Here is a 23,166-nt window from a genome sequence, read left to right on the forward strand (position 1 = left end):
ACTGTAGCATCATATACTGCTGCCAATGCGCAATCTTTGAAATTCGGACACATCGACCTGCAGGCCTTGGTTCAGGTTATGCCGGAAAGAACTGCTGCTGAAGCCGAGTTTAATACCTTTCAGGGTGAATTGGAAGAAATTCTTGGTGAAATGCAAAAAGACTACCAGGCAAAATTAGGCGAATTTGAAGCAATGGGAGAAGAAGTTTCTGATATTAAAAGAAATGCAAAGATTGCCGAAATTCAGGACGTACAACAACGCATTCAGAATTATCAGGTTACTGCACAACAGCAGGTTCAACAAAAACAAGCCGAACTTTTAGGCCCTGTTTTTGACAAAGCCGAAAAAGCAATTGAAGACGTAGCTAAAGAACAAGGTCTGATTTATGTTTTCGATTCAGGAGCAGGAAACAGAACTATCCTTTACAAGTCGAACCAAAGTGTTGACGTTTTACCGTTGGTAAAAGCTAAATTGGGTATTCAGTAAGAAATTGATTTACTACAATATTAAAAACCGCTTGTCGAAAGATAAGCGGTTTTTTTATGCGCTTTTCTTTTAAACATATTGGAATGATAGGAGATAAAAACTATATTTATTGATCTCAAAAAGAACTTACAGCTGGTTGGTAAAGAAAAAACGAAAGATGATAAAAACCAGACATCTAACTAAAATAAACATATGAAGGCAGCGAAGATAAATAACGAGAAAAATAAAAGTGAGCGGATAGAAAATACTAAACTTTTTGAAGTGGCCTGGGAGGTTTGTAACCAGGTGGGGGGGATTTACACCGTAATTCGCTCGAAAGTACCATCGGTGATCAAGAAGTGGGGCAATGAGAACTATTTTCTTATCGGGCCTTATTTTGCCGAACAGGCAGCAGCACATTTCGATCCGGCAACCGATTTCTCCACACCAATTGGTAAAGCTGTTTTGGAAATGCAGTCGCGCGGCTTCGAAGTGTATTACGGCCAGTGGATCGTTTCCGGGCGGCCGAACGTAATTCTTTTTAACCCTTATTCGATCTACGACAAATTGGGTGAAATAAAATATTACCTGTTTCAGGATTACAATATTGCCATACCTGATGGTGATGAGTTGCTGGATAAAGTAGCAGCATTTGGATTTCAGGTAAAAGAGTTTTTCCATTATTTGTGTGGAAGCGATTTCTGTAACGATAATATTATCGCCCACTTCCACGAGTGGATGGCCGGTTTACCAATTCCCGGAATCCGGAAATCGAACCTGAATATAAAGACAGTATTTACCACTCACGCAACATTGCTGGGCCGTTACCTGGCCATGAATGATCAGGAATTTTACAGTCATTTACCATTTTACAATTGGGAAGAAGAAGCCAATAAATTTAATGTGGCGCCTATTGCAAATATTGAGCGGGCATCGGCACATGGTGCGCACGTATTTACCACTGTAAGTGAAGTTACGGCTCGTGAGTGCACACATTTGCTGGGCCGCACACCTGATTTGATTCTTCCAAATGGACTGAACATAGAACGTTTTGAGGCAACTCACGAAGTACAAAACCAACACGTTCAGGTAAAGAAAAAGATCCATGAGTTTGTAATGGGGCACTTTTTCCAGAGTTATTCTTTCGATCTGGATAAAACCCTTTATTTCTTTACTTCGGGGCGCTACGAGTACCAAAATAAGGGGTACGATTTAACGCTTGAGGCACTGGCTCGTTTAAACTGGAAAATGCAGCAGGCCGGAACTGATATGACGGTGGTTTCGTTCTTTATTACAAAACGCCCGTTCTATTCATTTAACCCTGAGGTGTTGCAGTCAAAGGCGCAGATTGAAGATGTTGGTCGTGTTGTTGAAGAAATTCAACAACAGGTAGGCGATAGGCTGTATAAGGAAATTACAATGATTTCCGGTCAATATGAGTTCCCTGACTTAAGAGCTTTGGTTGACGATTACCTGCGATTGAAATTGCGACGTAATGTACAAAGCTGGAAAACTCAAAATCTACCAAAAGTAGTTACGCACCAGTTGGTTGACGATGCCAAAGATGAGATACTGAATTTCCTGCGTACTTCGAACCTGGTGAATAACCGGCACGATAAAGTTAAAATTGTATATCACCCGGATTTTATTGCCACAACAAACCCATTGTTTAAAATGGATTACACGCAATTTGTTCGCGGATGTCACCTTGGTATTTTTCCGAGTATGTACGAACCATGGGGTTATACACCACTTGAATGTTTAGCCAGTGGTTTACCATCGATAACCAGTAATTTGGCCGGATTTGGCGATTATGTGGTGAATAATATTGAAGATCACGATAACAAAGGAATGTTTATTATTGACCGGACAGACGGTAATTTTAACCGCGCAGCCGAAGAGTTGGCAAATATGTTGTTTGAGTTTGTAAACTTATCGCGCCGCGACCGGATAGCATTACGTTATCGATGCGAAGAAGCGGCCATGCATTTCGACTGGTCGAACCTGGGGAAATTTTATGATGAAGCTTACAAACTGGTTTCTGAGCGCTAAAAACAACAGATTTGGATGATATGAGACTTTCTCCAATTGGAGTTTTTGATTCCGGGTATGGCGGGCTAACCGTTTTGAAAGAGCTGATAAAAGCGATGCCCGGATACGACTTCTTATACCTTGGCGATAATGCCCGAACACCATACGGAACGCGGTCGTTCGATGTGGTTTACGATTACACGCTGCAGGCGGTGAAATATTTGTTTGCACAAGGATGCCCGCTGGTAATAATTGCCTGTAATACCGCCTCTGCAAAAGCATTACGCAACATTCAAATGTTAGATTTGCCACATATGGCTCCTGATAATCGTGTGTTGGGGGTGATTCGTCCGAGCGTTGAAAAGGTTGCGGAAATTACAAAAAACGGCCATGTTGGCGTGTTGGGAACTGTTGGGACAGTGGCTTCGGAATCGTACCCGATAGAAATGGAGAAGTGGTCGGAAGGACATGTGAAGTCAACTGTTCAGGAAGCTTGCCCCATGTGGGTGCCGCTGGTGGAGAATAACGAAATGGATAATCCGGGTGCTGATTATTTTGTGAAGAAAAATATCGACTCCGTATTTCAGAAAGATAATTCGTTAGATACGCTTATCCTTGGGTGTACGCACTATCCGTTACTTATTGATGTGATTAAAAAGTATTTGCCCGAAAATATTAATATTTTAACCCAGGGGGCCATTGTTGCCGAAAAGCTGGTTGATTATTTACAACGTCACCCTGAAATGAATCAACGATTAAGCAAAGGAGGAAGTTTGGAATACCAGACTACCGAATCAGCTGCCACCTTCGAAAGTAAAGCGGCTTTATTTATGGGTAGTGAGGTGAACGCCAAAACGGTTCACCTCTAAAACTTATATTTCCTAATTCTGTAGTTCAGAAAAATAAGTCTTCACAAAGCTGTCCATCACTGCAAACTGTTCTTCCATGCTTTGCAATAACTTGTATTGTGCGCGAGCACGAACCAGGTTATGATCGGGCGATTTTGTTTTGTAATAATTGTCCCCGTCTATATAATCCATCAGAAATCGTAACACTTGCTCATACGTAATGTATCGAGCTGAAAACGCCAGGTATTCAATTTCTTTCGGACTTAAAAAAGAGGCCGTTTCTTCCAGATATCCCTTGGCAAAAGCTTTAAAGATTTCCAAATCCATCGAAACATTGTCGAGGTTTTTATCGTCTTCCAAACCGGTGTTGGTGTAGAAACGCATTGCATCGCCAAAGTCGTTTAATACGGTGCTGCTAAGTACGGTATCTAAATCGATTACACAAAGCACTTCGCCGTTTTTATCGAAAAGAATGTTGTTTATTTTGGTGTCGTTATGGCTGATGCGCGTTGGGATTTCACCGTTTTCCACCAATTCCCAAAACGCCAGCATTTCTTCTTTTCTGCTTTCAATCCACGAAATTTCTTCACTCACTTCAGCTTTTCTGCCAACCGGATCTTTTGCCAGCACTTCATCCCACTGTTTAAAGCGGTAGCGGATATCGTGAAAGCCCGGAAGAATATTCACGAGCGGCTCTTTTAAATCGGCCACCAGCGACTGGAATTTGCCAATTCCTTTACCACCGGCATACGCCAGTTCCGGTGTTTCTGCCGCTTCGTAGGCAATAGTGTCTTCTATAAAAAGACAAACTGCCCAAAATTCATCTTCATCATCCAAAAAATATAATTTGCCATCGTTGGCAGGAATAACGGTCATTGCCTCGCGCAAGGGATTGCCACCGGCAGCAACAACTTTCTTTTTAATGTGCATGCAAACTTTTTGAATATTCTCCATCATCGCTGGGATGGGAGAGAAGATATTCTTGTTTTTGCGCTGAAGAATGTATCGGGGGCCACTGTTTTTGGTAGTAATAATAAAGGTGTCGTTTATAAAACCCTCGCCCAGTGGTTTTATGTTCTCAATTTCTCTTTCCAGTTGAAAGTGTTGTACAATGTTGTTTAGATTCGTCATGTTAGTTTAGATATGTTAGAAAACGAAGTCGGAAAATTCTGCTTCCCGACTTCGCGTTATTATATATACTTATTACCAAAGTTTGTTCGGGTATACGCCTTCTTTAATCAAGGCGTTAATTTTATTCACCACTATTGGTTTGTCCTCTTTGTACGTTACGCCAAACCATGGCGAGTTGGCTTCCAGTACTTTCACTTCCACCTCGTTATCTTCGATCATTTCGAAAACCACCGAAGGAATGTACATCTCCGATTTTGGTTTGTCGATCTCTGTTTCAAGGAATTTTACAAATTTACTTTCCAACGCTGCAAAAATTGACGGATGAAAACCCCAGAAGTTCATTGACACTCTTTCGTTTCCGGTTAAAGGAGTTTCCGAACCATCTTCCGCAATGGTAACGGCAGCATCTTCTTTTTTGAAAATGTTGTGTGTTTCAACAATCTTTACAAGGTTGTCGTTTTCATTCAATGTGCACATGCCCCGCGAAACCGATCCGTGTTCCGACAGTGTATTTTTAAGCTGGTAGCCGATCATTGAAAAAATTTGTTTCTGCACCGCGTTGGTCAGGAAGTCGGCCATAATACGGTAAGCTCCCTCTCCGTAGAAGTCGTCGGCGTTTATAGCGCAAAAAGGCTCGTTTATTACATCTTTGGCAACCAGAATGGCATGTGCAGTTCCCCATGGTTTTTCGCGTCCTTCAGGTAAGGTAAATCCTTCAGGTAAGTTGTCTAACTCCTGAAAAACATATTCTACATCAATTTTGCCACTTAATTTGGCTTCAAACTTTTCTTTAAACGCATCGGCAAAACTTTCGCGAATAACAAAAACTACTTTGCCAAATCCGGCACGAATAGCGTCGAAAATGGTGTAATCGATAATTGCTTCTCCGTTTGGGCCAACAGGTTCAACTTGTTTAAGGCCTCCAAAACGACTTCCCATTCCTGCAGCCAGTATGAGTAAGGTTGGTTTCATATTTCTAATTTTTGGTTTTTATTTTTCCTCTTCTAACTTCTCTCCTGTCTTCCATCTTTATTTGTACCAGCTTGCATACATGTGGTAAGCATTTGCAATTCGCTCCACCTCGCCGTGTAACAGTTCGGGGCTGATATCTTTTACTTTTTTAGCCGGAACACCTGCGTAAACACTTCCCGATTCAACACGGGTATTTTTGGTAACCACCGAGCCGGCTGCAATAATCGAATTGCTTTCAACAATCGCATTGTCAAGAACAACCGCATTCATGCCAATCATTACATTGTCTTTAATGGTGCAACCATGAACGATGGCACCGTGCGCAATTGTCACGTTGTTGCCAATATTGGTTGGGCTTTTTTGGTAGGTAGCGTGTATTGTCGCGTTGTCCTGCACATTGGTGTTATTACCAATTTTAATGTAATGTACATCGCCGCGAATTACAGCGCTGTACCAAATACTGCAGTTGTCACCTATTTCAACATCGCCTATAAGTGTTGCTGTTTCTGCCAAAAAACAGTCTTTTCCAATTTTAGGAGTCTTATCTTTTAGTTGTTTTATAATCGCCATTATCTGAATTGGTTTTAAATTGATTACAAAAATAAGAAAACCCAAAAACTATCACAGAAGTCATCGAAATCTTGTTAAATAATGGTTACATTTGTTACAAGATTCTTCGATCGACCTTGATTAAAACCGGTTCTAAAATTATGATTTAGTAGTTTTGGAGTCGTTTTTTTTATGAATTATACAGACTTAAAAGAAAATAATTAAAATTTGAAATTTGGGGTTGATAAATAATCAATCTTTTTTTTCGATATTGAAATCAAATATTTTTAGAGATGAAAGAAACTAAAGTTATCGAACTGGAAGAAGTTGCCATTAGGTTTTCTGGCGATTCCGGCGATGGAATGCAGCTTACCGGAACCTTGTTTTCCGACACTACAGCACTTCTGGGAAATGATATTTCTACCTTTCCCGACTATCCGTCCGAAATTCGCGCACCACAGGGAACAGTTGGGGGTGTATCGGGTTTCCAGGTACAATTTGGGAAAAAGCAAGTAAATACCCCGGGAGACAATGCCAATGTATTGGTTGCCATGAACCCGGCGGCTATAAAAGCAAATGCACGCTTTTTAGAGCCCGGAGGTACGATTATATACGATTCTGATTCGTTTACCGAAAAGAACCTCAGGAAAGCAAACTTTGAAACTGACGATCCTTTTGCAGAATGTAATCTCGAGGATTTCTTTAAGATTCCTGTACCAATTTCAAGTCTTACACAAGAGGGGCTAAAGGATTTTGGCCTGGATAACAAAAGTGTGATGAGAAGCAAAAACATGTTTGCTTTGGGATTGGTATGCTGGATGTTTAATCGCCCGCTGGATTACGTTGAGGAATTTGTAAAGAATAAATTCAGGAAAAAACCGGTTGTTGTTGATTCAAACATAAAAGTTTTGCACGATGGTTATAACTATGGTTTAACCATGCAGCACATGACGCCAAGTTACCTGGTGCATCCTGCAGAAATTGAAAACGGTACATACCGAAATATAAATGGTAACCATGCTACGGCGTGGGGACTTTTAGCGGCCGCTGAAAAATCGGGCTTGGAATTGTTCTTGGGTTCGTACCCAATTACTCCTGCAACCGATATTTTAACAGCCTTATCAGAACGAAAAGACCTGGGAGTAAAAACATTTCAGGCCGAAGATGAGATTGCAGGTATCTGTTCTGCTATTGGTGCTTCGTTTGCCGGCGATCTTGCCGTTACTACCACTTCCGGTCCGGGATTGGCATTAAAAGGTGAGGCAATTGGTTTGGCTGTTATGGCCGAATTGCCGCTGGTTATTGTAAATGTTCAGCGTGGTGGCCCGTCAACCGGATTGCCAACAAAAACCGAGCAGTCGGATTTAATGCAGGCCTTATACGGACGTAACGGTGAAAGCCCGGTTGTGGTTTTGGCAGCCAGCACACCTTCTGATTGTTTCCATTATGCTTACATGTCGGCAAAAATTGCTTTGGAAAGAATGGTTCCGGTTATTTTGCTTACCGATGGTTTCTTAGGAAACGGTAGTGAGCCCTGGAAAATTCCGGCAATGGCTGATCTTCCTTCAATAACTCCACGAGTTGCTAACGACAGCGAAGAATTCCTGGCTTATAAACGCGATGCTGCAACGCTGGCACGCGAATGGGCATTTCCGGGAATGGCAGGTTTTGAGCACCGAATCGGAGGATTAGAAAAGAATATTACAGGTACAGTTAGTCACGACCCGGAAAACCACCAGGTGAACAGCGAGATCCGGGAAGAAAAAGTGCAGCGTGTTGTTGACATGATTCCTGAACTGGAGATTTGTGGTGACGAAGACGGAGGAGATGTTCTTGTTGTAAGCTGGGGAGGAACTTTTGGCCACACAGCAAGCACTGTACGTGAACTGCGATTGGCAGGGAAGAGTGTAAGTTTGGCTCATTTCAACTACATTAAACCGCTTCCAAAGAATACAAAAGAGGTATTCAGCAAATTCAAAAAGATTATCGTTTGCGAGCTGAATCTTGGACAGTTTGCTGCCTATTTGCGTAACGAGTTACCTGAGTTTAGCTATTACCAGGCCAACAAACTAAAAGGACTGCCTTTTACCGTTAGCGAATTAAAAGAAAGTATTACTAAACTTTTGGAGGACTAAGCAATGACTGATGTAAAATATACAATTAAAGACTTTAAAAGCGAGAACGAAGTACGTTGGTGTGCAGGGTGTGGCGATTTTGCCATTATTAATGCCGTACAGCGTACCATGGCCGGAATGGGCATTCCGAAGGAGAAATTTGCCGTAATTTCGGGTATTGGTTGTTCATCGCGTTTCCCCTATTATATGAGTACTTTTGGTTTTCACACCATTCACGGACGGGCTACTGCCGTTGCATCGGGTGTGAAAGCTGCCAACCCTGAACTAAGTGTTTGGGTAATGACCGGCGATGGCGACTCGATGGCCATTGGTGGTAACCACTTTATTCATCTGATTAGAAGAAATATTGATTTAAATGTGGTGCTGTTTAATAACCGCATTTATGGATTGACCAAAGGACAATATTCGCCAACTTCCGACCGTGGTTTTGTGAGTAAAACATCGCCATTCGGAACTGTTGAAGATCCGTTTGTTCCCGGACAATTGGTGATTGGTGCGCGTGGTTCATTCTATGCCCGTTCAATCGATGGAAACCTGAAACTGAGCCAGTCGGTTCTTGAAAAAGCTGCTGAGCATAAAGGAACATCTGTTGTTGAGGTACTTCAAAACTGTGTGATTTTTAACAACGGTATTCACAATGCAATTACTGATCCTAATCACCGTGCCGACCGTCAACTGGTTCTTGAACATGGAAAACCAATGCTGTTTGGAGCTGAAAATGAAAAAGGTTTGGTATTCGAGAATGGCAAGCTAAAAGTTGTTAAGATCGGCGAAAACGGGGTGACCGAAAATGATATTCTTATACACGATGCAATGGAAGTTGATCCAACGCTGCATTTGGCGTTAATCAATATGGCATTGCCAGATTTTCCAGTTGCACTTGGTGTAATTCGTGCAGTACCAGCTCCTGTTTACGATGTGGAAATGGAAGCACAAATTAAGGAAATACAACAAACGCGTAAAGTAAGTTGTGTTGATGAGTTATTAAACTCAGGAAATACCTGGGAAGTAACCGGAAATCCGAACGGATCAAGTAAAAAATGTATCTAGCATTTGAAGCAAAATAATAGAAGGCTCTGCAATTTTGCAGGGCCTTTTTTTTGTTTATAAAAACTGACAACCATGATTTTAAGTGTCATATAAATTTCTTTAATTTGTGACCATTAACGAAAATCGATGTTCGATATTCAAACCAACAATAACCTAAAAAAAGGGGACCCGTCTGCTTTTAAAGACGTATTCCGTTTACTTTATCCTCGCCTAAAAGGATATTGCAAATTGTTTATTTCCGATGATAATAAAGTGGAAGACCTTATTCAGGAAACCTTTATTACGCTCTGGGAGAAGCGCAATTCCATAAAACCTGACCGTTCAATTGAAAGTTACCTTTTTGTAATTCTGCGCAACAACTGCTTGAATTTTTTACGCAATGAAAAGCTGGAACAAACAAGCTCTTCGGTTAATATTGAAGAAGTAAGTGAGCTGCAGTATTTATACCAAATAGACTTTCTGGGCAAAGAAGAAAAAAGTTTGGAGGAGCAACTTGTTGAATCATTCCAGGTAGCCGTTGATGAGCTGCCTGATAAAATGAGACAGGTATTCACGCTGTGTAAAATTGAAGGCAAAAAACAAAAAGAAGTAGCTGAGGAAATGGGAATAAGCATAAAAATGGTGGAAAAGCACATTGCCAAAGCCAAAGAACAAATCAGGAAAAAATTGGTTGATCAATACCCGGCACTCATCATTATAATAACCTTGTTACTCGAAAAATAGGGTACTTAAATTTTCTAAGGTTATTGAAAATCAGCAGTTCTGTTGATTGGTGAAAAATCGTTAAAATAAATTTTTTAAAAGCAGGTAGGGTTTTTTCACTTTTTGTGTACTACTGTCAGATTACAACATGAAAGAGTTAATAGAGAAATATTTTGAAGGGCGTGCATCGGCAGGTGAGCAGATGCAATTATTGAAGTGGATTCGAAAAAAAGAAAATCGCATAGTTTTTAATAGTTCTAGGTTAGGTTGGAATAAGAGTCAGCAAAATAAACCGCTTCCTGAAGGAAGTGAAAAAAGCTGGCTGAATATTCAAGATCAGATGTTACAAAAAAGTTTCAAAAGATGGCAGTATTCAGATAAGGTGAACCTAATGGTTCGAATTGCCGCCATCTTCTTTTTTGTGTTGAGTCTTGGCGGGGGAGCTTACATTGTTTCAACAACTAAAAAGACAGAAGTTTGGTATTCTGAGATTGAAGCAGAAAACGGACAGATTTCAAAAGTAAAACTGCCCGATGGTTCGATGGTTTGGTTGAACTCCGGATCGAAAATTAGCTACAACAACCTGTTTGCCGAGAATAACCGCGATGTAAAACTGGAAGGTGAGGCTTATTTTGAGGTGCAAACAAATGAGGATCTTTCGTTTGTGGTAAATAGCGGCGAGATTCAGGTAAAAGTATACGGAACAAAATTTAATGTAGAGGCTTACCCCGGATCGGAGAATATCGACGTTGTATTGGAATCGGGAAAAGTTCAGCTTTTAAGCCCAAAAGTGGTTTCGTTCCAGTATTTTCTTAGCCCCGGAGAAAAAGCATCGTTTGTAAAATCAAACAATCAACTAAATATAAGCGAGGTAAATACAAGTAAATATACCTCGTGGAAAGACGGTATTCTGAATATTTATAATCAGCCTCTTGTTGAGGTGGTAAAACGACTGGAGAAAAGATACAACCAGGAGTTTGAATATGCTGAAGAGTTAAAGGATTTTCCTTTCACCTTTACCATTAAAAACGAGCCGCTTGATGAGATTATAGAAATTATGGAAAAAATAGCACCAATAAAAACTAAACAGGAAAAAAATGTGATTGTATTTGAACTGGACAAAGAAAAAGCAAGAGAATTGTCGATATAAAAAAACCGAAAGTGCGGCAACACTTCCGGTCCTCATTTACCATCGGCAAACGGTAAATTAAGTTATAATTTAAATCAATGTAAAACTATGAAAAAAATCCTAATCCAGGGAAGAGGTATGCCTTCCTTTTGGAGTAAAAGCTTAAAGCTAATGAAACTAACATTTTTGTTTTTAATGGTTGGACTGATGCAAGTTTCTGCAAGTGTATATAGTCAATCAACCAAATTAACACTAGCCATGCACAACAAAAAAGTTGTGGAAGTGCTTGACGAGATTGAAAAGCAATCGGAATTTCGTTTTGCTTATAGTTCTGAACTAATTGACATGAACCGAAAAGTATCGGTGGAATTGAACGATCAGAAGATTAATGAAATTCTGGATGTAGTATTTAACGGAACCGATGTTAACTATGTAACGTACGACAGGCACATTATGCTTTTCCCGGAAGAGCTGGATAGCGAAAGTGCGGGAAACATCAGTGTCCGAAGCGAACAACAAAGTGTTTCAGGTATTGTATCCGACGGTGGAGGCCAGCCTTTACCGGGAGTGACTGTGCTTGTTAAAGGAACATCGAATGGTACAGTAACCAATACTAATGGTGAGTTCTCAATTGGTGGTGTTTCTGATACCGATGTATTACAGTTTTCTTTTGTGGGTATGAAAACCCAGGAAATAGATATTGCAGGGAAAGCAGTAATCAATATTACAATGGAAGAAGAAACCATAGGTATTGAAGAGGTGGTTGCCATTGGTTATGGTACTTTGCGTAAGCAGGATGTAACCGGTTCTATTTCGAAAACCGAAGGCGAGGAGTTGATTAAAGCACAGAGTTTTAGTCCGCTTGATAACCTGAGAGGTAAAGCTTCTGGTGTAAATATTTATTCCAACTCATCGCAGCCGGGTGCTTATCAAAGCCGTGTTGTAATTCGTGGAATGTCTACTATTAATTCTTCAACCGACCCATTATATGTTGTTGATGGTGTTGTTATGGAGAATTTTGGTTTAATGAACCCGAACGACATTGAAAGTATTGAAGTATTAAAAGATGCTTCTGCAACAGCTATTTATGGTGCGCGGGGAGCAAACGGTGTTATTTTGGTAACTACCAAACGTGGAAAAACAGGTAGCGAAGGATCTGTAGTAAGCTACCAGGGATCTGTGGGCGTAAGTACTGTTGCACGTTATATGGATGTTTTGAATGCCCAGGAGTGGACTGATGCGTTTATGATCGGTTTGGAGAACGAAAATAAGTATATGGGATATGATTGGTCGCTCGATCGTACTGATTGGTTCACCGACAGAAACTATTTCGATGCTCAGGGTAATCCGTTATACGATACCAATTGGCAGGAAGAAGCTACACGAACAGCTATCTCGCACAATCATCAATTCAATATTCAGCAGGCTGGTAAAAATTCATCAACGGGTGCTTTCCTGAACTATACAGATCAGCAGGGAGTAGTGAATAACACTTACAGCAAAAGGGTAAATGCTAAACTTACTTACGATGGCGAACCTGCAAAGTGGTTGTCTACCGGAATCAATTTAATGGTTAACCACTCGTGGGGACGTTACACGCCGGAAACCGGTGGCGGACAGGATGCCCGTCGTACAATGATCGAGATGTTGCCATGGTTGCCGCTTAGAGATGCTGATGGTAATTACACTACATCTTCAACTTCGTCGTTGTCTGATACATTCGGATTCGAAGGTATGTCAAATCCAGCTATGATTTTGGATTTGCAGAAACGGATGAATTACAACACTCAAATCTTTGGTAATGCAGCTTTAACCTTTCATTTAATGGAAGGATTGGATTTGAAAACTCAGTTTGGTATCGACAATCATAACCGAACTTACAAAGCTTATTCATCTATTTTATTGAACAACATTTCAATGCCAAATGGTTGGGCCGATATTCAGCACACCAACACTTTCTACTGGCAGGAAGAAACTTACCTGACCTATAAAAAAGTAGTTGGCGACCACCGTTTAAATGCAATGGCTGGTCTGTCGTGGCAGAAACGTACGTATAACTGGGATCGTTCACGTACTGAAGGATTCAGCGATGATTTCTACGAATGGTATAATATGGGCGCAGGAACAAATCCATCATCTCCATCATCAGACTATAACGATTGGGCGATGAACTCTTACTTCTTAAGAGTTGCTTACACGCTTAAAGATAAATACTCGGCAACCGTTACTGGCCGTTACGATGGTTCTTCTAAGTTTGGTGACAACAATAAATACGCATTCTTCCCATCAGCAGGTTTGGCGTGGAACATGTCGCAGGAAGACTTTTTGAAAGACAATGGCCTGATCGATATGCTTAAAGTGCATACCAGTTATGGTATAACCGGTAACTCTGAGATTGGCCCTTACAATTCATTGGCTTCAGTTAGTTCAGGAACGATACTGATGAATGGCTCGCGTTCGCCTTATTCATACATCAACTCTTTTGCTAATCCTGATTTGAAATGGGAAAAAACAGCACAATGGGACTTTGGTGTAAACTTGGGCGTATTTGATAATCAACTCACATTTGATGTTTCATACTACTACAAGAAAACAACTGATTTATTGCTGAATACACCACTTCCAACATCTTCTGGTTTTAGCTCGATCTTCAAAAATATTGGATCTGTAAAAAACCAGGGACTGGATATTATGGTTGATGCAACACCGGTTAGAACAGCCGATTTTACATGGAATTCTACATTAAATCTGAATTACAATAAAAACGAAATTCTTAGTCTTGGCGACAACGACGAAGATATTGAAATGAACTACTGGGTTGGAGGTTCAGAAAGTATTTTGCGCGTAGGCGAAAACCTGAGTAGTTTCTTTGGGTACAAACGACTTGGAGTTTATACTGAAGAAGATTTTGAAGCCGGCTTGATTGACAGAGATCAGATTGGCCGCGCAAAACGTACCAACGAAAAAGAAATCATTGGTAAAGGTATGCCGGATTGGACTGGTAGTTTCATCAATACTTTCTCGTACAAAAACTTTGATCTGACAGTAGATCTGCAATTTGTATGGGGTGTTGAAACCATGCAACAGTTTTACCACTCAACTTACGACCGTTTTGGTATTACAAATGGTTTAACAAATATTCTTTACGATGCTTACGATGGCACAAATCCAAATACTATGCAACAGGCCATCTACTTGACAAACTCAGGCCATGCCGGACAAAATACAACTGTAGACTCAAGTTGGATTGCCGATGGTTCTTACCTAAGAGCTAACCTTATTCAGTTTGGCTACACCGTTCCTGCAAGCTATTGTCAGTCGATGGGTATTGCTGCCGTGAGAGTTTATGCGAATGTGAACAATGCATTCTTGTTATGTTCCGACGATTTTAATGGTTACGACCCTGAATCAACATCCAGAGGTGGTGACCAGTTTGGACAAAACATGACATTCTTCTCCTATCCAAGAGCCAGAACATGGACATTGGGTGTAAACGTAACTTTTTAATGAATTAATTTAGAACGATCATGAAAAAGATAATATTATTCTTACTAGTAGGGGTCTTTGCGTTGACCTCATGCGACGAGTTTCTGGAAGAAAGTCCAAAATCGTCTCTTACCGATGTGGATTATTACAAAACCGAATCTCAGGCAACCGAGAACGTAAATTATTTGTATCGCAACGGAGCAACTATCCGTATTGCACATGCACCAAGTGCATATATTGGCTCTAAATCTTCAATCCTTGGAATGCTTACCGGCTATTTTAGCAATAGTTACGAAGGGCAGGAAGTGGTGTGTAAATATTCACGTTTACTTACACGTCAGGGGCATACAAATGAAATTTCAGGAACTTCAGATGATATTTGGGACAACTGTTACCGTACCATTAATGTGGCTAACAATGCAATTGCCAGTATCCCAGGTATTGAAATGGGCGAAAGCTCTGCCAGTACCTTAATTGCAGAGGCTAAATTCTTCAGAGCATTCAACTATTTCTATTTGGTGAAAACATTTGGAGATGTTCCTTTATTACTGGAACCTGCCACTTTAGAGAATCTCTATCCTGAAAGAACGGCTTCAGCAGCTGTTTACGAGCAAATTGAAAAGGATCTGATTGATGCTGTTGAGGATTTACCAGCAGCAACCTTTGCATCAAACGGACACCGTGTTTCAAAATATGTTGCTGCTATGGCATTGGCTGATGTATATTTTTACCAGGGTGATTATGCCAACGCTAAAACATATGCAAAAATGGTTATCGATTCTCCTCATTCGCTAGCTGATAATAGCGACTTGGCTGAAAACAGCGCTTTCAATAAGTTACGTACAACTGATGATCTGGGTGAGGTAATTTACAGTTTAGAATACGATGCCGGTATTTCAAGCAGTTCGTGGAGACCTACTTATGCATTTACTTCGTCGGCAACAGCTGTGTTCGGAACTTATTCAATTTTTGAAAGAACTTACGGCCCGATCGACCGTTTCCTGAATGTTTACGACGAAAACGATCTTCGTATTCAGCCTAACCAGTTCTTCCACTGGGAATATACCAATCCAAATAATGGTAAAACCTGGACAGCTCCGGAAGGACAAGCCGGTTGCTGGTATTATTTTGATGAAGATGCCTTGTTAAATACAGGTATCGGAACAAAAGACTGGAACTTCTATCGTCTGGCCGAAGCTTATTTGGATTACGCAGAATCGATTGCACAAACAGAAGGTGTGAACGATGAAGCAGCTACTTACCTGGCAAAAATTCAGGCACGTGCCAATACTGAAGGTAAAACTGAAGCTGAGATAAAGACAGAATTATTAAGTCTTTCAAAACAAGAGTTTATTGAAACCTGTTGGACAGAAAGATTGCGTGAATTCGCTCTGGAATTCAAAATTTGGGATGATTGCGTACGTACAATGAAATTTCCTGTTATTTCAGAAACAGAAAAGGGAAGTGTTACTTATGTCGATTTAATTGGTGCACAGAATGCCGCAGGTGCTACATTTAAAGAAACTGATTTGGTATTCCCGATTTCGTTAAGCGAATTGCAACGTAACCCAAGTTTGACGCAAAATACAGGTTATTAATTGTAAGATTTGGAAAATAACACCCAAACCAACTAATACCTAATACCACAAGGGAGTCGATACTAAACCAATCGACTCCCTGTTTTTTCTGAGTAAGTTTTTCAAAAAACAAGGATAGGTTAACGGGCTCTGCATTTTTGCAGGGCCTTTTTTTATTATTTTAGCGATATCAATTATTTTGTATATCTTGACTAACTACAAAGTGTAAATTAACTATTCTGAAAAATTTATAAACCTATGAATCGACTCAACCATCTTTTAAATTTCCTACTGCTTGGTTTGCTGGTTTTAAGCCAGTCGTGCAGTAGCGAATCGGCTGGAGAAAAAGCTACTTCAACGCATGTTTTGTGGTACGATAAACCGGCCACCTATTTCGAAGAAAGCCTGGTGCTTGGAAATGGTAAAATGGGAGCTTCTGTTTTTGGCGGTGTGGAGTCGGATAAAATTTACCTGAATGATATAACGCTCTGGTCGGGCGAGCCGGTTGATCCGTATATGAATCCCGAGGCCTACAAATTTATACCTGAAATACGTGTGGCGTTGACTAACGAAAATTATGAGTTGGCAGATAAACTCAATCACAACCTGATGGGGAAATATTCTCAATCGTATGCGCCGCTGGGTACCTTGTTTTTGGATTTTCAGCACAATGGGAATGTGGAAAATTACCATCGGCAGTTGGATATCGACAAGGCGGTTTCAACAACATCGTACCAGGTGGATGGTGTTACTTATAAACGCGAATATTTTGTTTCGTATCCCGATCAGATTATGGTGGTGAAACTAAGCGCCGATAAAAAAGATGCTCTGAACTTTGCTGTTAAATTCGATAGTCAGTTGCGCTATAGTACATCCGCAGACAACGATGTGTTAAAGGTGGAAGGATATGCGCCGTATCAGGCGCTGCCGGTTTACCATGCCGGAGATGAGGAGCCAATTAAATTTGATGAAAACCGTGGCACCCGCTTTTCAACTTATATGAAAGTGGAAAGCGACGCTGGAAACTCCATGTATACTGATAGTGTGTTAACGGTTTCAGGAGCAAGTGACGCCGTACTTTACGTATCGATAGCCACCAGTTTTAACGGTTTTGATAAAGATCCTGCCAAAGAAGGTTTGGACAACAAAGCCATTGCGCAAAAACAGTTGAATGACGCGGATAAAAAAGGCGTTGTCGAAATTGAAGAATCACATGTTGCCGATTTCAAGGCCTTAATGAATCGCGTTCAGCTCGATTTGGGAGAAACCACAGCGCCGGAATTACCTACCGACGAGCGATTAAAAAGATATTTTGGTGGAGCCGAGGATAAAAACCTGGAAGTGCTGTATTTTCAGTACGGACGTTACTTGCTGATTGCCAGTTCGCGAACCGCGGGAGTACCGGCCAACCTGCAGGGGCTTTGGAATCCGCACCTGCAACCGCCATGGAGCAGTAATTACACCATGAATATTAACGTGGAAGAAAATTACTGGATGGCTGAAACCGGCAACCTGAGCGAAATGCACCGCCCCCTGTTGTCGTTTATTGGCAATGTGGCAAAAACCGGAGCTATCACGGCAAAAACATTTTATGGTGTTGATAAGGGCTGGGCATCCTGTCATAATTCAGATATCTGGGCCATGAGCAATCCTGTTGGAGGTTTCGGAGAAGGCGATCCGGTGTGGGCATGCTGGAATATGAGCGGACCGTGGTTGTCGACTCATTTGTGGGAACACTACCAGTTTACCCAGGATGTTGATTTCCTGAAAAACGAAGGTTATCCATTGATGAAAGGTGCAGCTGAATTTTGTTTAAACTGGATGGTCGAAGATAAAAATGGCAATTTGATCACTTCGCCGTCTACCTCGCCCGAGAACAAATATATAACCGATAAAGGTTATCGCGGAGCTACACTTTATGGTGGAACAGCAGACCTTGCGATGATCAGAGAATGTTTTTTACAGACCATTCAGGCTTCGAAAGTTCTGAATGTGGACGCAGATTTCAGAAAAGAGATGGAACAGGCGCTGGCAAAAATGTATCCTTACCGGATTGGAAAAAAGGGCAACCTGCAGGAGTGGTATTACGATTGGGAAGATGCCGAACCGAAACACCGTCACCAGTCGCATTTGTTTGGTTTACACCCGGGCAATCATATAACTCCTGACGAAACTCCGGAGTTGGCTGAAGCCTGCAAAACAACGCTCGAAATTAAAGGCGATGAAACAACGGGCTGGTCGAAAGGCTGGCGTATAAACCTGTGGGCGCGTTTGCTCGACGGTAATCACGCCTACAAAATGTACCGCGAATTATTGAGTTATGTCGATCCGTCAGGTACTGAAACACAATACAGCCAGGGTGGGGGAACTTACCCGAATTTGTTCGATGCACATCCGCCATTCCAAATTGACGGTAACTTTGGAGGTTCTGCAGGAGTTATCGAAATGTTGATGCAGTCGCACCAAAACCGCATTGATTTATTACCTGCTTTACCCGACGCATGGCCGACTGGTTCCGTTAACGGAATTTGTGCACGTGGCGGTTACGAAATTTCAATGAACTGGAGCGAAGGAAAATTAAATACCGTTACTGTTTTGGCCAAAGCCGGCGGCAGTACAATGCTGGTTTGCCAGGGAAAAGAAAAAGAAATTGATTTGGCAAAAGGAGAATCGCTTACATTTGAATGGTAAGATTATTTCATTTGAATCCTCCGTTTTTAGATTTTTATTATTGTAGAAGAAGTTACGCAGATGCATTTAGTGCTGTTTAAAAACCAACGTTTAAATAAGGCAGAGCATGCTTTAAATTGCGGAAGATACCAGGAGGCAATAAAGCTTGGGCAAGCATTGGTAAATTCACGAAATAAGGAAATAAATTTCCGGGCCAACCGGCTGTGTGGATTAGCGCTTTACAAACGTAAGAAATACGAAGAAAGCCTGGAGTATCTGGAAAACGCTTGCCGAACAGGAAACTACCGCCACGACTGGTACAGCCTGGCAATGGCTTTGGTTTTTGCCGGCAAACTGGAAAAGGCGGAAGAGGCATTTAAAAGCATCTACCGCACAAATGTACAGCCCGGCTATTTGTATGCAGTGCCTGTTCCCGGGTTGCTTTACCAATATATGAAGGCTTTAAAGAAAAATCAGTTTGTTGATGCTGCCATAGTGCGGGCCAATGAGTTAAAGCAAATGTTTGTTGGGGTTGGACCGGATACCACAAAACAAGTTCAACGCGGATTGCCCAATTTTAGCACCTTTCTTGCAGAAGTTGAACCCTTATTTGAGCAGGAGAGATTTGTGCTGTGGAAAAGTGATTTGCGGATCTTTAGTAGCTAATACTTTCAACCGGCAACACCGGCATATCGTCCATATCCTGCAGGGCGTTTATCAAACCAATTTTTTTGTACTTGTTTAGGTCGTTAACGGTAATGCGGCAAACTGAAATTTTGTTTTCGGCCAGCAGTCGTGCACGTTGTGTTCCGGGAAGCTGGGGAGTGTCGGGTGTCCACCATTTCTGCCCATCGAAAAATATTGGGTTGGCCGTAAAGCTGTCGGCAATACAATTGTTTTGTACGATCAGGATATCGTCGCAATCGCCGCGCTGCTCGTATAAATGTTGCAGCTGTTGGCGGTCGGTGTATTTACATCTGTATTCAATGCTGTTATCTTCAATCAGACGGATGCTGTTGATGGAACGATATTGGTGAGGCAGGAACTCGATCTTTTCCACCTGTTCGGCATAAACCACCCGACAGCGGAAAAGCCCTTCTTTGCAGGTCTCCGGAATTACAATTAGCTCTTCCAGCTTTAGCTTTGGCGCATTTGGAAAGTATTTCATCCGGGCCACATCAAACCGCGCCTGGTGATATTTCAGGTTATACAGTCTCCCGTCTTTACATTTTATGGTTTCAAGTAATTGCATAGTTTTTTTAGCTACGAGCCGCGAGCTACCAGCTGCGAGTATCAAGTTACAAGCTTCAAGTTACAAGCTATGAGACCCGAGTTGCGAGTAATAGGCAAATGCCAAATAGCAGTGGCAACGTTACAATTCAACAATTTATCAATTTAACAATTTCTCTATTGGAGCATTAAAGCACTTCCGCATTAAAGCATTCACAATCCACTCCTTCAGTCCCTCAGTCCTTCAGTCCTTCAATTCCTCAGCCCCTCAATCCTTCCTAAAAACCGGAATATAGACCTTCTTCACCATTTCTTCATATTCGCTTTCGGCATTGCTTAAAAAAGTTATTCCGCCGCCGCTTTTGTATATCAACTCGTCACCATGCGTTTCAATGTAGCGAATCAGCACACAGCTGTCGAGATTGTGCCCGTCGAAATAGCCAAAAATGCCGGTGTAAAAACCACGCTCGTAGTTTTCGGCCGCTTTAATAATCTCCACGGTTTTCTTTTTTGGCGCGCCACAAATCGATCCGGCAGGCAGCATTTTAAATAGAATTTCGCCAATTTGCTCCGTGTAGTTTTGTGGCAGATCGCCGCTTATTTTCGAGCTTACCTGCCATAAATCGCGCTGGTTGGTTTTTAGCCGCTCCAGGTAACGAAATTTTTCAACAGTTACATTTTCAGCTACCAAACTCAGGTCGTTTCGTATCAAATCTACAATGGTGTTGTGCTCGGCCAGCTCTTTCGAGTCGTTCAAAATTCGTTCTTTGGCATTGGGCAACGAGGCGTCCATTGTTCCTTTCATCGGGTACGACGAGATTTTTCCGGAATCGATCTGCACAAAAATCTCGGGAGAAAAACACACAAACTCATTTTTTAGCAGCACCTTATAACGTGCTTCGCTGTGGTGAAAGATTTCCTCCGGCGAGAGGTTGGTTTTTACCCTTGTAGGCTGCGTATAGTTCAGCAAATACGTATCGCCGTTGTGAATGTGCTGCTGAACAAGATCAAATCCCTTTTTATAATGGCTGAATGAAACCGGTTCAGTTTCCCATTTTATTTCTTTTTTTTCGGTTACCGGCCGGGCATAATTCGATTGCTCATTTGCCTGCCACCATATTTTGTCCGTTTCGTCGGGCCTGAAGAGCTTTGCTTTTGTGCCGTCAAAATCGATCACAAAAACAAAGGCCTCGTTCCTGCGGCCCAGTTCATTCATTTCCGCTATTATCGTTTTGCTTTCTTTCATGCTGTGCTGCAAAAATATTAAAAAGCACGATACTTTCTGTTTCAACTTTGAACCGCGATAATTGAAGGGTTTCCAACTTTATTTCTATTTTTACGTCAAATTCGTGCGAGGAATGGATATTGGGAAAAATATAAAAGAAATTACAGAAAGTTTGCCTGAGAATGTACGTCTGGTCGCTGTTTCAAAAACAAAACCTAACGGGGATATTTTGGAAGCCTACAACGCTGGTCAACGCATTTTTGGCGAAAACAAAGTGCAGGATTTAACCAAAAAATACGAAGAACTGCCCAAAGATATCGAGTGGCATTTTATTGGTCATCCGCAATCCAACAAGGTAAAATATATTGCTCCTTTCATTTCGCTTATTCACGGTGTCGATTCCATTAAACTCTTAAAAACCATCAATAAAGAGGCCATTAAAAACAATCGGACAATCGATGTGTTGCTTCAGTTTCATATTGCCAAAGAGCTCACCAAGTTTGGTTTGTCGCCTGATGAGGCCGATGTTTTATTGTCGTCCGATGCGTTTAAACAGCTAACAAAGGTACGGGTTGTTGGAGTGATGGGAATGGCTACATACACTGACGATAAAGATCAGGTTCGGAATGAATTTCGCATGTTAAGAAGTATTTTTAATTCACTGAAAAATAAATACTTTTCCGATTCCAAATTTTTTACCGAGATTTCAATGGGCATGTCCGACGATTATCCGAGTGCCATTGAAGAGGGGAGCACAATGATTCGGGTGGGAAGCAAAATATTTGGAGCACGAAATTATTGAAACAGACAGATTTATTGAAATAAAAAATGGGTAGGGTACCTCGAAATAGGAAAACTAAAACCCATTTCTGCAAACTATAAACTTTTATTATGGCAAATTTAGAAACTACATACCTTGGGCTAAAACTGAAAAACCCATTAGTGGCAGCCAGCTCGGGATTAACCAGTTCGGTTGAAAAAATTAAAGAACTTGCCGATGCCGGTATTGGCGCTATTGTGCTGAAATCGATTTTCGAAGAGCAGATAAACAACGAGGTAACCAATATGCTGGCCAAAGACCAACAGAATGTTGCCTACCCCGAGGCCGAAGATTACATCAAAAATTACATGCGCGATAATACGGTAACCAAACATCTTGAGCTGGTAAAAAAAGCAAAGGAAGCCGTTGATGTACCGATTATTGCCAGTATCAATTGTGTGTCGTCGAAAGAGTGGACCACTTTTGCCAAAGATTTTGAAGAGGCCGGTGCCGATGCCATCGAACTGAATATTTTCTATTTGCCGACTGACCGTCATGAAAAGCCGGGAATGATAGAACAGCTTTACCTTGATGTTCTTGAGAAGGTAAAAAGCGAAGTGACTATTCCGGTGTCGGTTAAATTTGGTTTAAACCACAGCAATATTATAGGTATGGCCGACAAGCTAAAAGCCAATGGTGCTGCCGGGGTGGTAATGTTTAACCGTTTTTACGAACCCGATATCAACCTGGAGAAACTGGAGCTGGTAGCCTCTGAAGTTTTTAGTTCTCCATCCGATCTGCGTCGTTCGTTACGCTGGGTGGGTATTGTTTCTTCGTCGGTTACGCATTTGGATATTGCCGCCTCAACAGGAATTCACGATGGAAATGCAGTAATTAAACAATTGCTGGCCGGTGCACAGGTGGCGCAACTTTGTTCTACGCTGTATGTTAATGGTGCGCAAGTTGTTACCGGAATGTTAGACGATTTAACTGCTTTTATGAAGAAGTGGAACTTTAAAAAGATAGAAGATTTCAGAGGTCGTCTATCGTATAAAAACATCCCCGATCCGATGGTTTACGAACGCTCACAATTCATGAAATATTTCTCGAACAGAAAATAATCTTTTGTAAGATGATAAAAATAAAACCGGTATTTCTTGGCGTTCTTTTGTGGTTTCTGGGAAGTACCGGTTTTGTTTTGGGGCA

The 23,166-nt window shown here is 41.4% G+C and carries 18 protein-coding genes; 13 read left to right on the plus strand and 5 right to left on the minus strand.

The features are described 5' to 3' along the window. The 3 genes from ABZB17_RS07080 to murI form a co-directional block, all read left to right on the plus strand. The coding region (locus ABZB17_RS07080) for an OmpH family outer membrane protein (RefSeq protein ID WP_372648926.1) at positions 1-486 on the plus strand (486 nt) is incomplete at its 5' end. 192 nt (positions 487-678) lie between these two features. Then, a complete protein-coding gene (locus tag ABZB17_RS07085; protein ID WP_372648928.1) occupies positions 679-2,517 on the plus strand; it encodes a glycosyltransferase in 1,839 nt (612 codons plus the stop codon). A gap of 20 nt (positions 2,518-2,537) precedes the next feature. Beyond that, a complete protein-coding gene (gene murI, locus ABZB17_RS07090; protein ID WP_372648953.1) occupies positions 2,538-3,365 on the plus strand; it encodes a glutamate racemase in 828 nt (275 codons plus the stop codon). Between the two features lie 12 nt (positions 3,366-3,377). Here murI and ABZB17_RS07095 read toward each other — a convergent pair whose 3' ends face one another. The 3 genes from ABZB17_RS07095 to ABZB17_RS07105 form a co-directional block, all read right to left on the minus strand. Continuing rightward, positions 3,378-4,475: a phosphotransferase enzyme family protein gene (locus ABZB17_RS07095; protein WP_372648930.1), complete on the minus strand. Its 1,098-nt coding sequence runs from the start codon at positions 4,473-4,475 to the stop codon at positions 3,378-3,380. 72 nt (positions 4,476-4,547) lie between these two features. Next, positions 4,548-5,447, minus strand: a complete 900-nt coding sequence (locus tag ABZB17_RS07100) for an NDP-sugar synthase (RefSeq protein ID WP_372648932.1) — start codon at positions 5,445-5,447, stop codon at positions 4,548-4,550. Between the two features lie 57 nt (positions 5,448-5,504). After that, the gene (locus tag ABZB17_RS07105) at positions 5,505-6,017 is read right to left on the minus strand and encodes a gamma carbonic anhydrase family protein (RefSeq protein WP_303917870.1); all 513 of its coding nucleotides are present in this window, start codon (positions 6,015-6,017) and stop codon (positions 5,505-5,507) included. Between the two features lie 272 nt (positions 6,018-6,289). Here ABZB17_RS07105 and ABZB17_RS07110 point away from each other — a divergent pair, with 272 nt between their 5' ends. The 8 genes from ABZB17_RS07110 to ABZB17_RS07145 all read left to right on the plus strand — a co-directional run bounded on the left by ABZB17_RS07110 (position 6,290) and on the right by ABZB17_RS07145 (position 19,411). Further along, the gene (locus tag ABZB17_RS07110) at positions 6,290-8,131 is read left to right on the plus strand and encodes a 2-oxoacid:acceptor oxidoreductase subunit alpha (protein WP_303917871.1); all 1,842 of its coding nucleotides are present in this window, start codon (positions 6,290-6,292) and stop codon (positions 8,129-8,131) included. A 3-nt stretch (positions 8,132-8,134) separates the two neighbouring features. Further along, positions 8,135-9,181 carry a 2-oxoacid:ferredoxin oxidoreductase subunit beta gene (locus ABZB17_RS07115; protein WP_372648934.1) on the plus strand — a complete coding sequence of 349 codons (1,047 nt, stop codon included), beginning with the start codon at positions 8,135-8,137 and terminating at the stop codon, positions 9,179-9,181. A gap of 126 nt (positions 9,182-9,307) precedes the next feature. Continuing rightward, the gene (locus tag ABZB17_RS07120; protein ID WP_372648936.1) at positions 9,308-9,904 is read left to right on the plus strand and encodes an RNA polymerase sigma factor; all 597 of its coding nucleotides are present in this window, start codon (positions 9,308-9,310) and stop codon (positions 9,902-9,904) included. A gap of 127 nt (positions 9,905-10,031) precedes the next feature. Next, positions 10,032-11,033 (plus strand): FecR family protein, encoded by a 1,002-nt coding sequence (locus ABZB17_RS07125; protein WP_372648938.1) that lies wholly within the window; start codon positions 10,032-10,034, stop codon positions 11,031-11,033. A 150-nt stretch (positions 11,034-11,183) separates the two neighbouring features. Continuing rightward, a complete protein-coding gene (locus tag ABZB17_RS07130) occupies positions 11,184-14,519 on the plus strand; it encodes a TonB-dependent receptor (RefSeq protein ID WP_372648940.1) in 3,336 nt (1,111 codons plus the stop codon). 20 nt (positions 14,520-14,539) lie between these two features. Beyond that, positions 14,540-16,096 carry a RagB/SusD family nutrient uptake outer membrane protein gene (locus tag ABZB17_RS07135; RefSeq protein ID WP_372648942.1) on the plus strand — a complete coding sequence of 519 codons (1,557 nt, stop codon included), beginning with the start codon at positions 14,540-14,542 and terminating at the stop codon, positions 16,094-16,096. A gap of 237 nt (positions 16,097-16,333) precedes the next feature. Beyond that, on the plus strand, positions 16,334-18,766 hold the full coding sequence (locus tag ABZB17_RS07140; RefSeq protein ID WP_372648944.1) for a glycoside hydrolase N-terminal domain-containing protein: 2,433 nt from the start codon (positions 16,334-16,336) through the stop codon (positions 18,764-18,766). Between the two features lie 60 nt (positions 18,767-18,826). After that, entirely contained in the window at positions 18,827-19,411 is a 585-nt protein-coding gene (locus ABZB17_RS07145) for a tetratricopeptide repeat protein (protein ID WP_372648946.1), read from the plus strand. Here the strand turns inward: ABZB17_RS07145 and ABZB17_RS07150 are convergent. Both ABZB17_RS07150 and ABZB17_RS07155 read right to left on the minus strand, forming a co-directional pair. Further along, positions 19,401-19,997 carry an aminotransferase class IV gene (locus ABZB17_RS07150; protein WP_372648948.1) on the minus strand — a complete coding sequence of 199 codons (597 nt, stop codon included), beginning with the start codon at positions 19,995-19,997 and terminating at the stop codon, positions 19,401-19,403. The genes ABZB17_RS07145 and ABZB17_RS07150 overlap by 11 nt on opposite strands. Before the next feature lie 246 nt (positions 19,998-20,243). After that, positions 20,244-21,221 (minus strand): aminodeoxychorismate synthase component I, encoded by a 978-nt coding sequence (locus ABZB17_RS07155; protein WP_372648949.1) that lies wholly within the window; start codon positions 21,219-21,221, stop codon positions 20,244-20,246. 112 nt (positions 21,222-21,333) lie between these two features. Here ABZB17_RS07155 and ABZB17_RS07160 point away from each other — a divergent pair, with 112 nt between their 5' ends. Both ABZB17_RS07160 and ABZB17_RS07165 read left to right on the plus strand, forming a co-directional pair. Then, positions 21,334-22,002, plus strand: coding sequence for a YggS family pyridoxal phosphate-dependent enzyme (locus ABZB17_RS07160; RefSeq protein ID WP_372648950.1), 669 nt, complete (start codon positions 21,334-21,336; stop codon positions 22,000-22,002). 89 nt (positions 22,003-22,091) lie between these two features. Next, the gene (locus ABZB17_RS07165; protein ID WP_372648951.1) at positions 22,092-23,081 is read left to right on the plus strand and encodes a dihydroorotate dehydrogenase-like protein; all 990 of its coding nucleotides are present in this window, start codon (positions 22,092-22,094) and stop codon (positions 23,079-23,081) included. The last annotated feature ends 85 nt before the right edge of the window (positions 23,082-23,166 follow it).

The sequence above is a fragment of the Draconibacterium sp. genome (assembly GCF_041583095.1).
Lineage (GTDB): Bacteria > Bacteroidota > Bacteroidia > Bacteroidales > Prolixibacteraceae > Draconibacterium.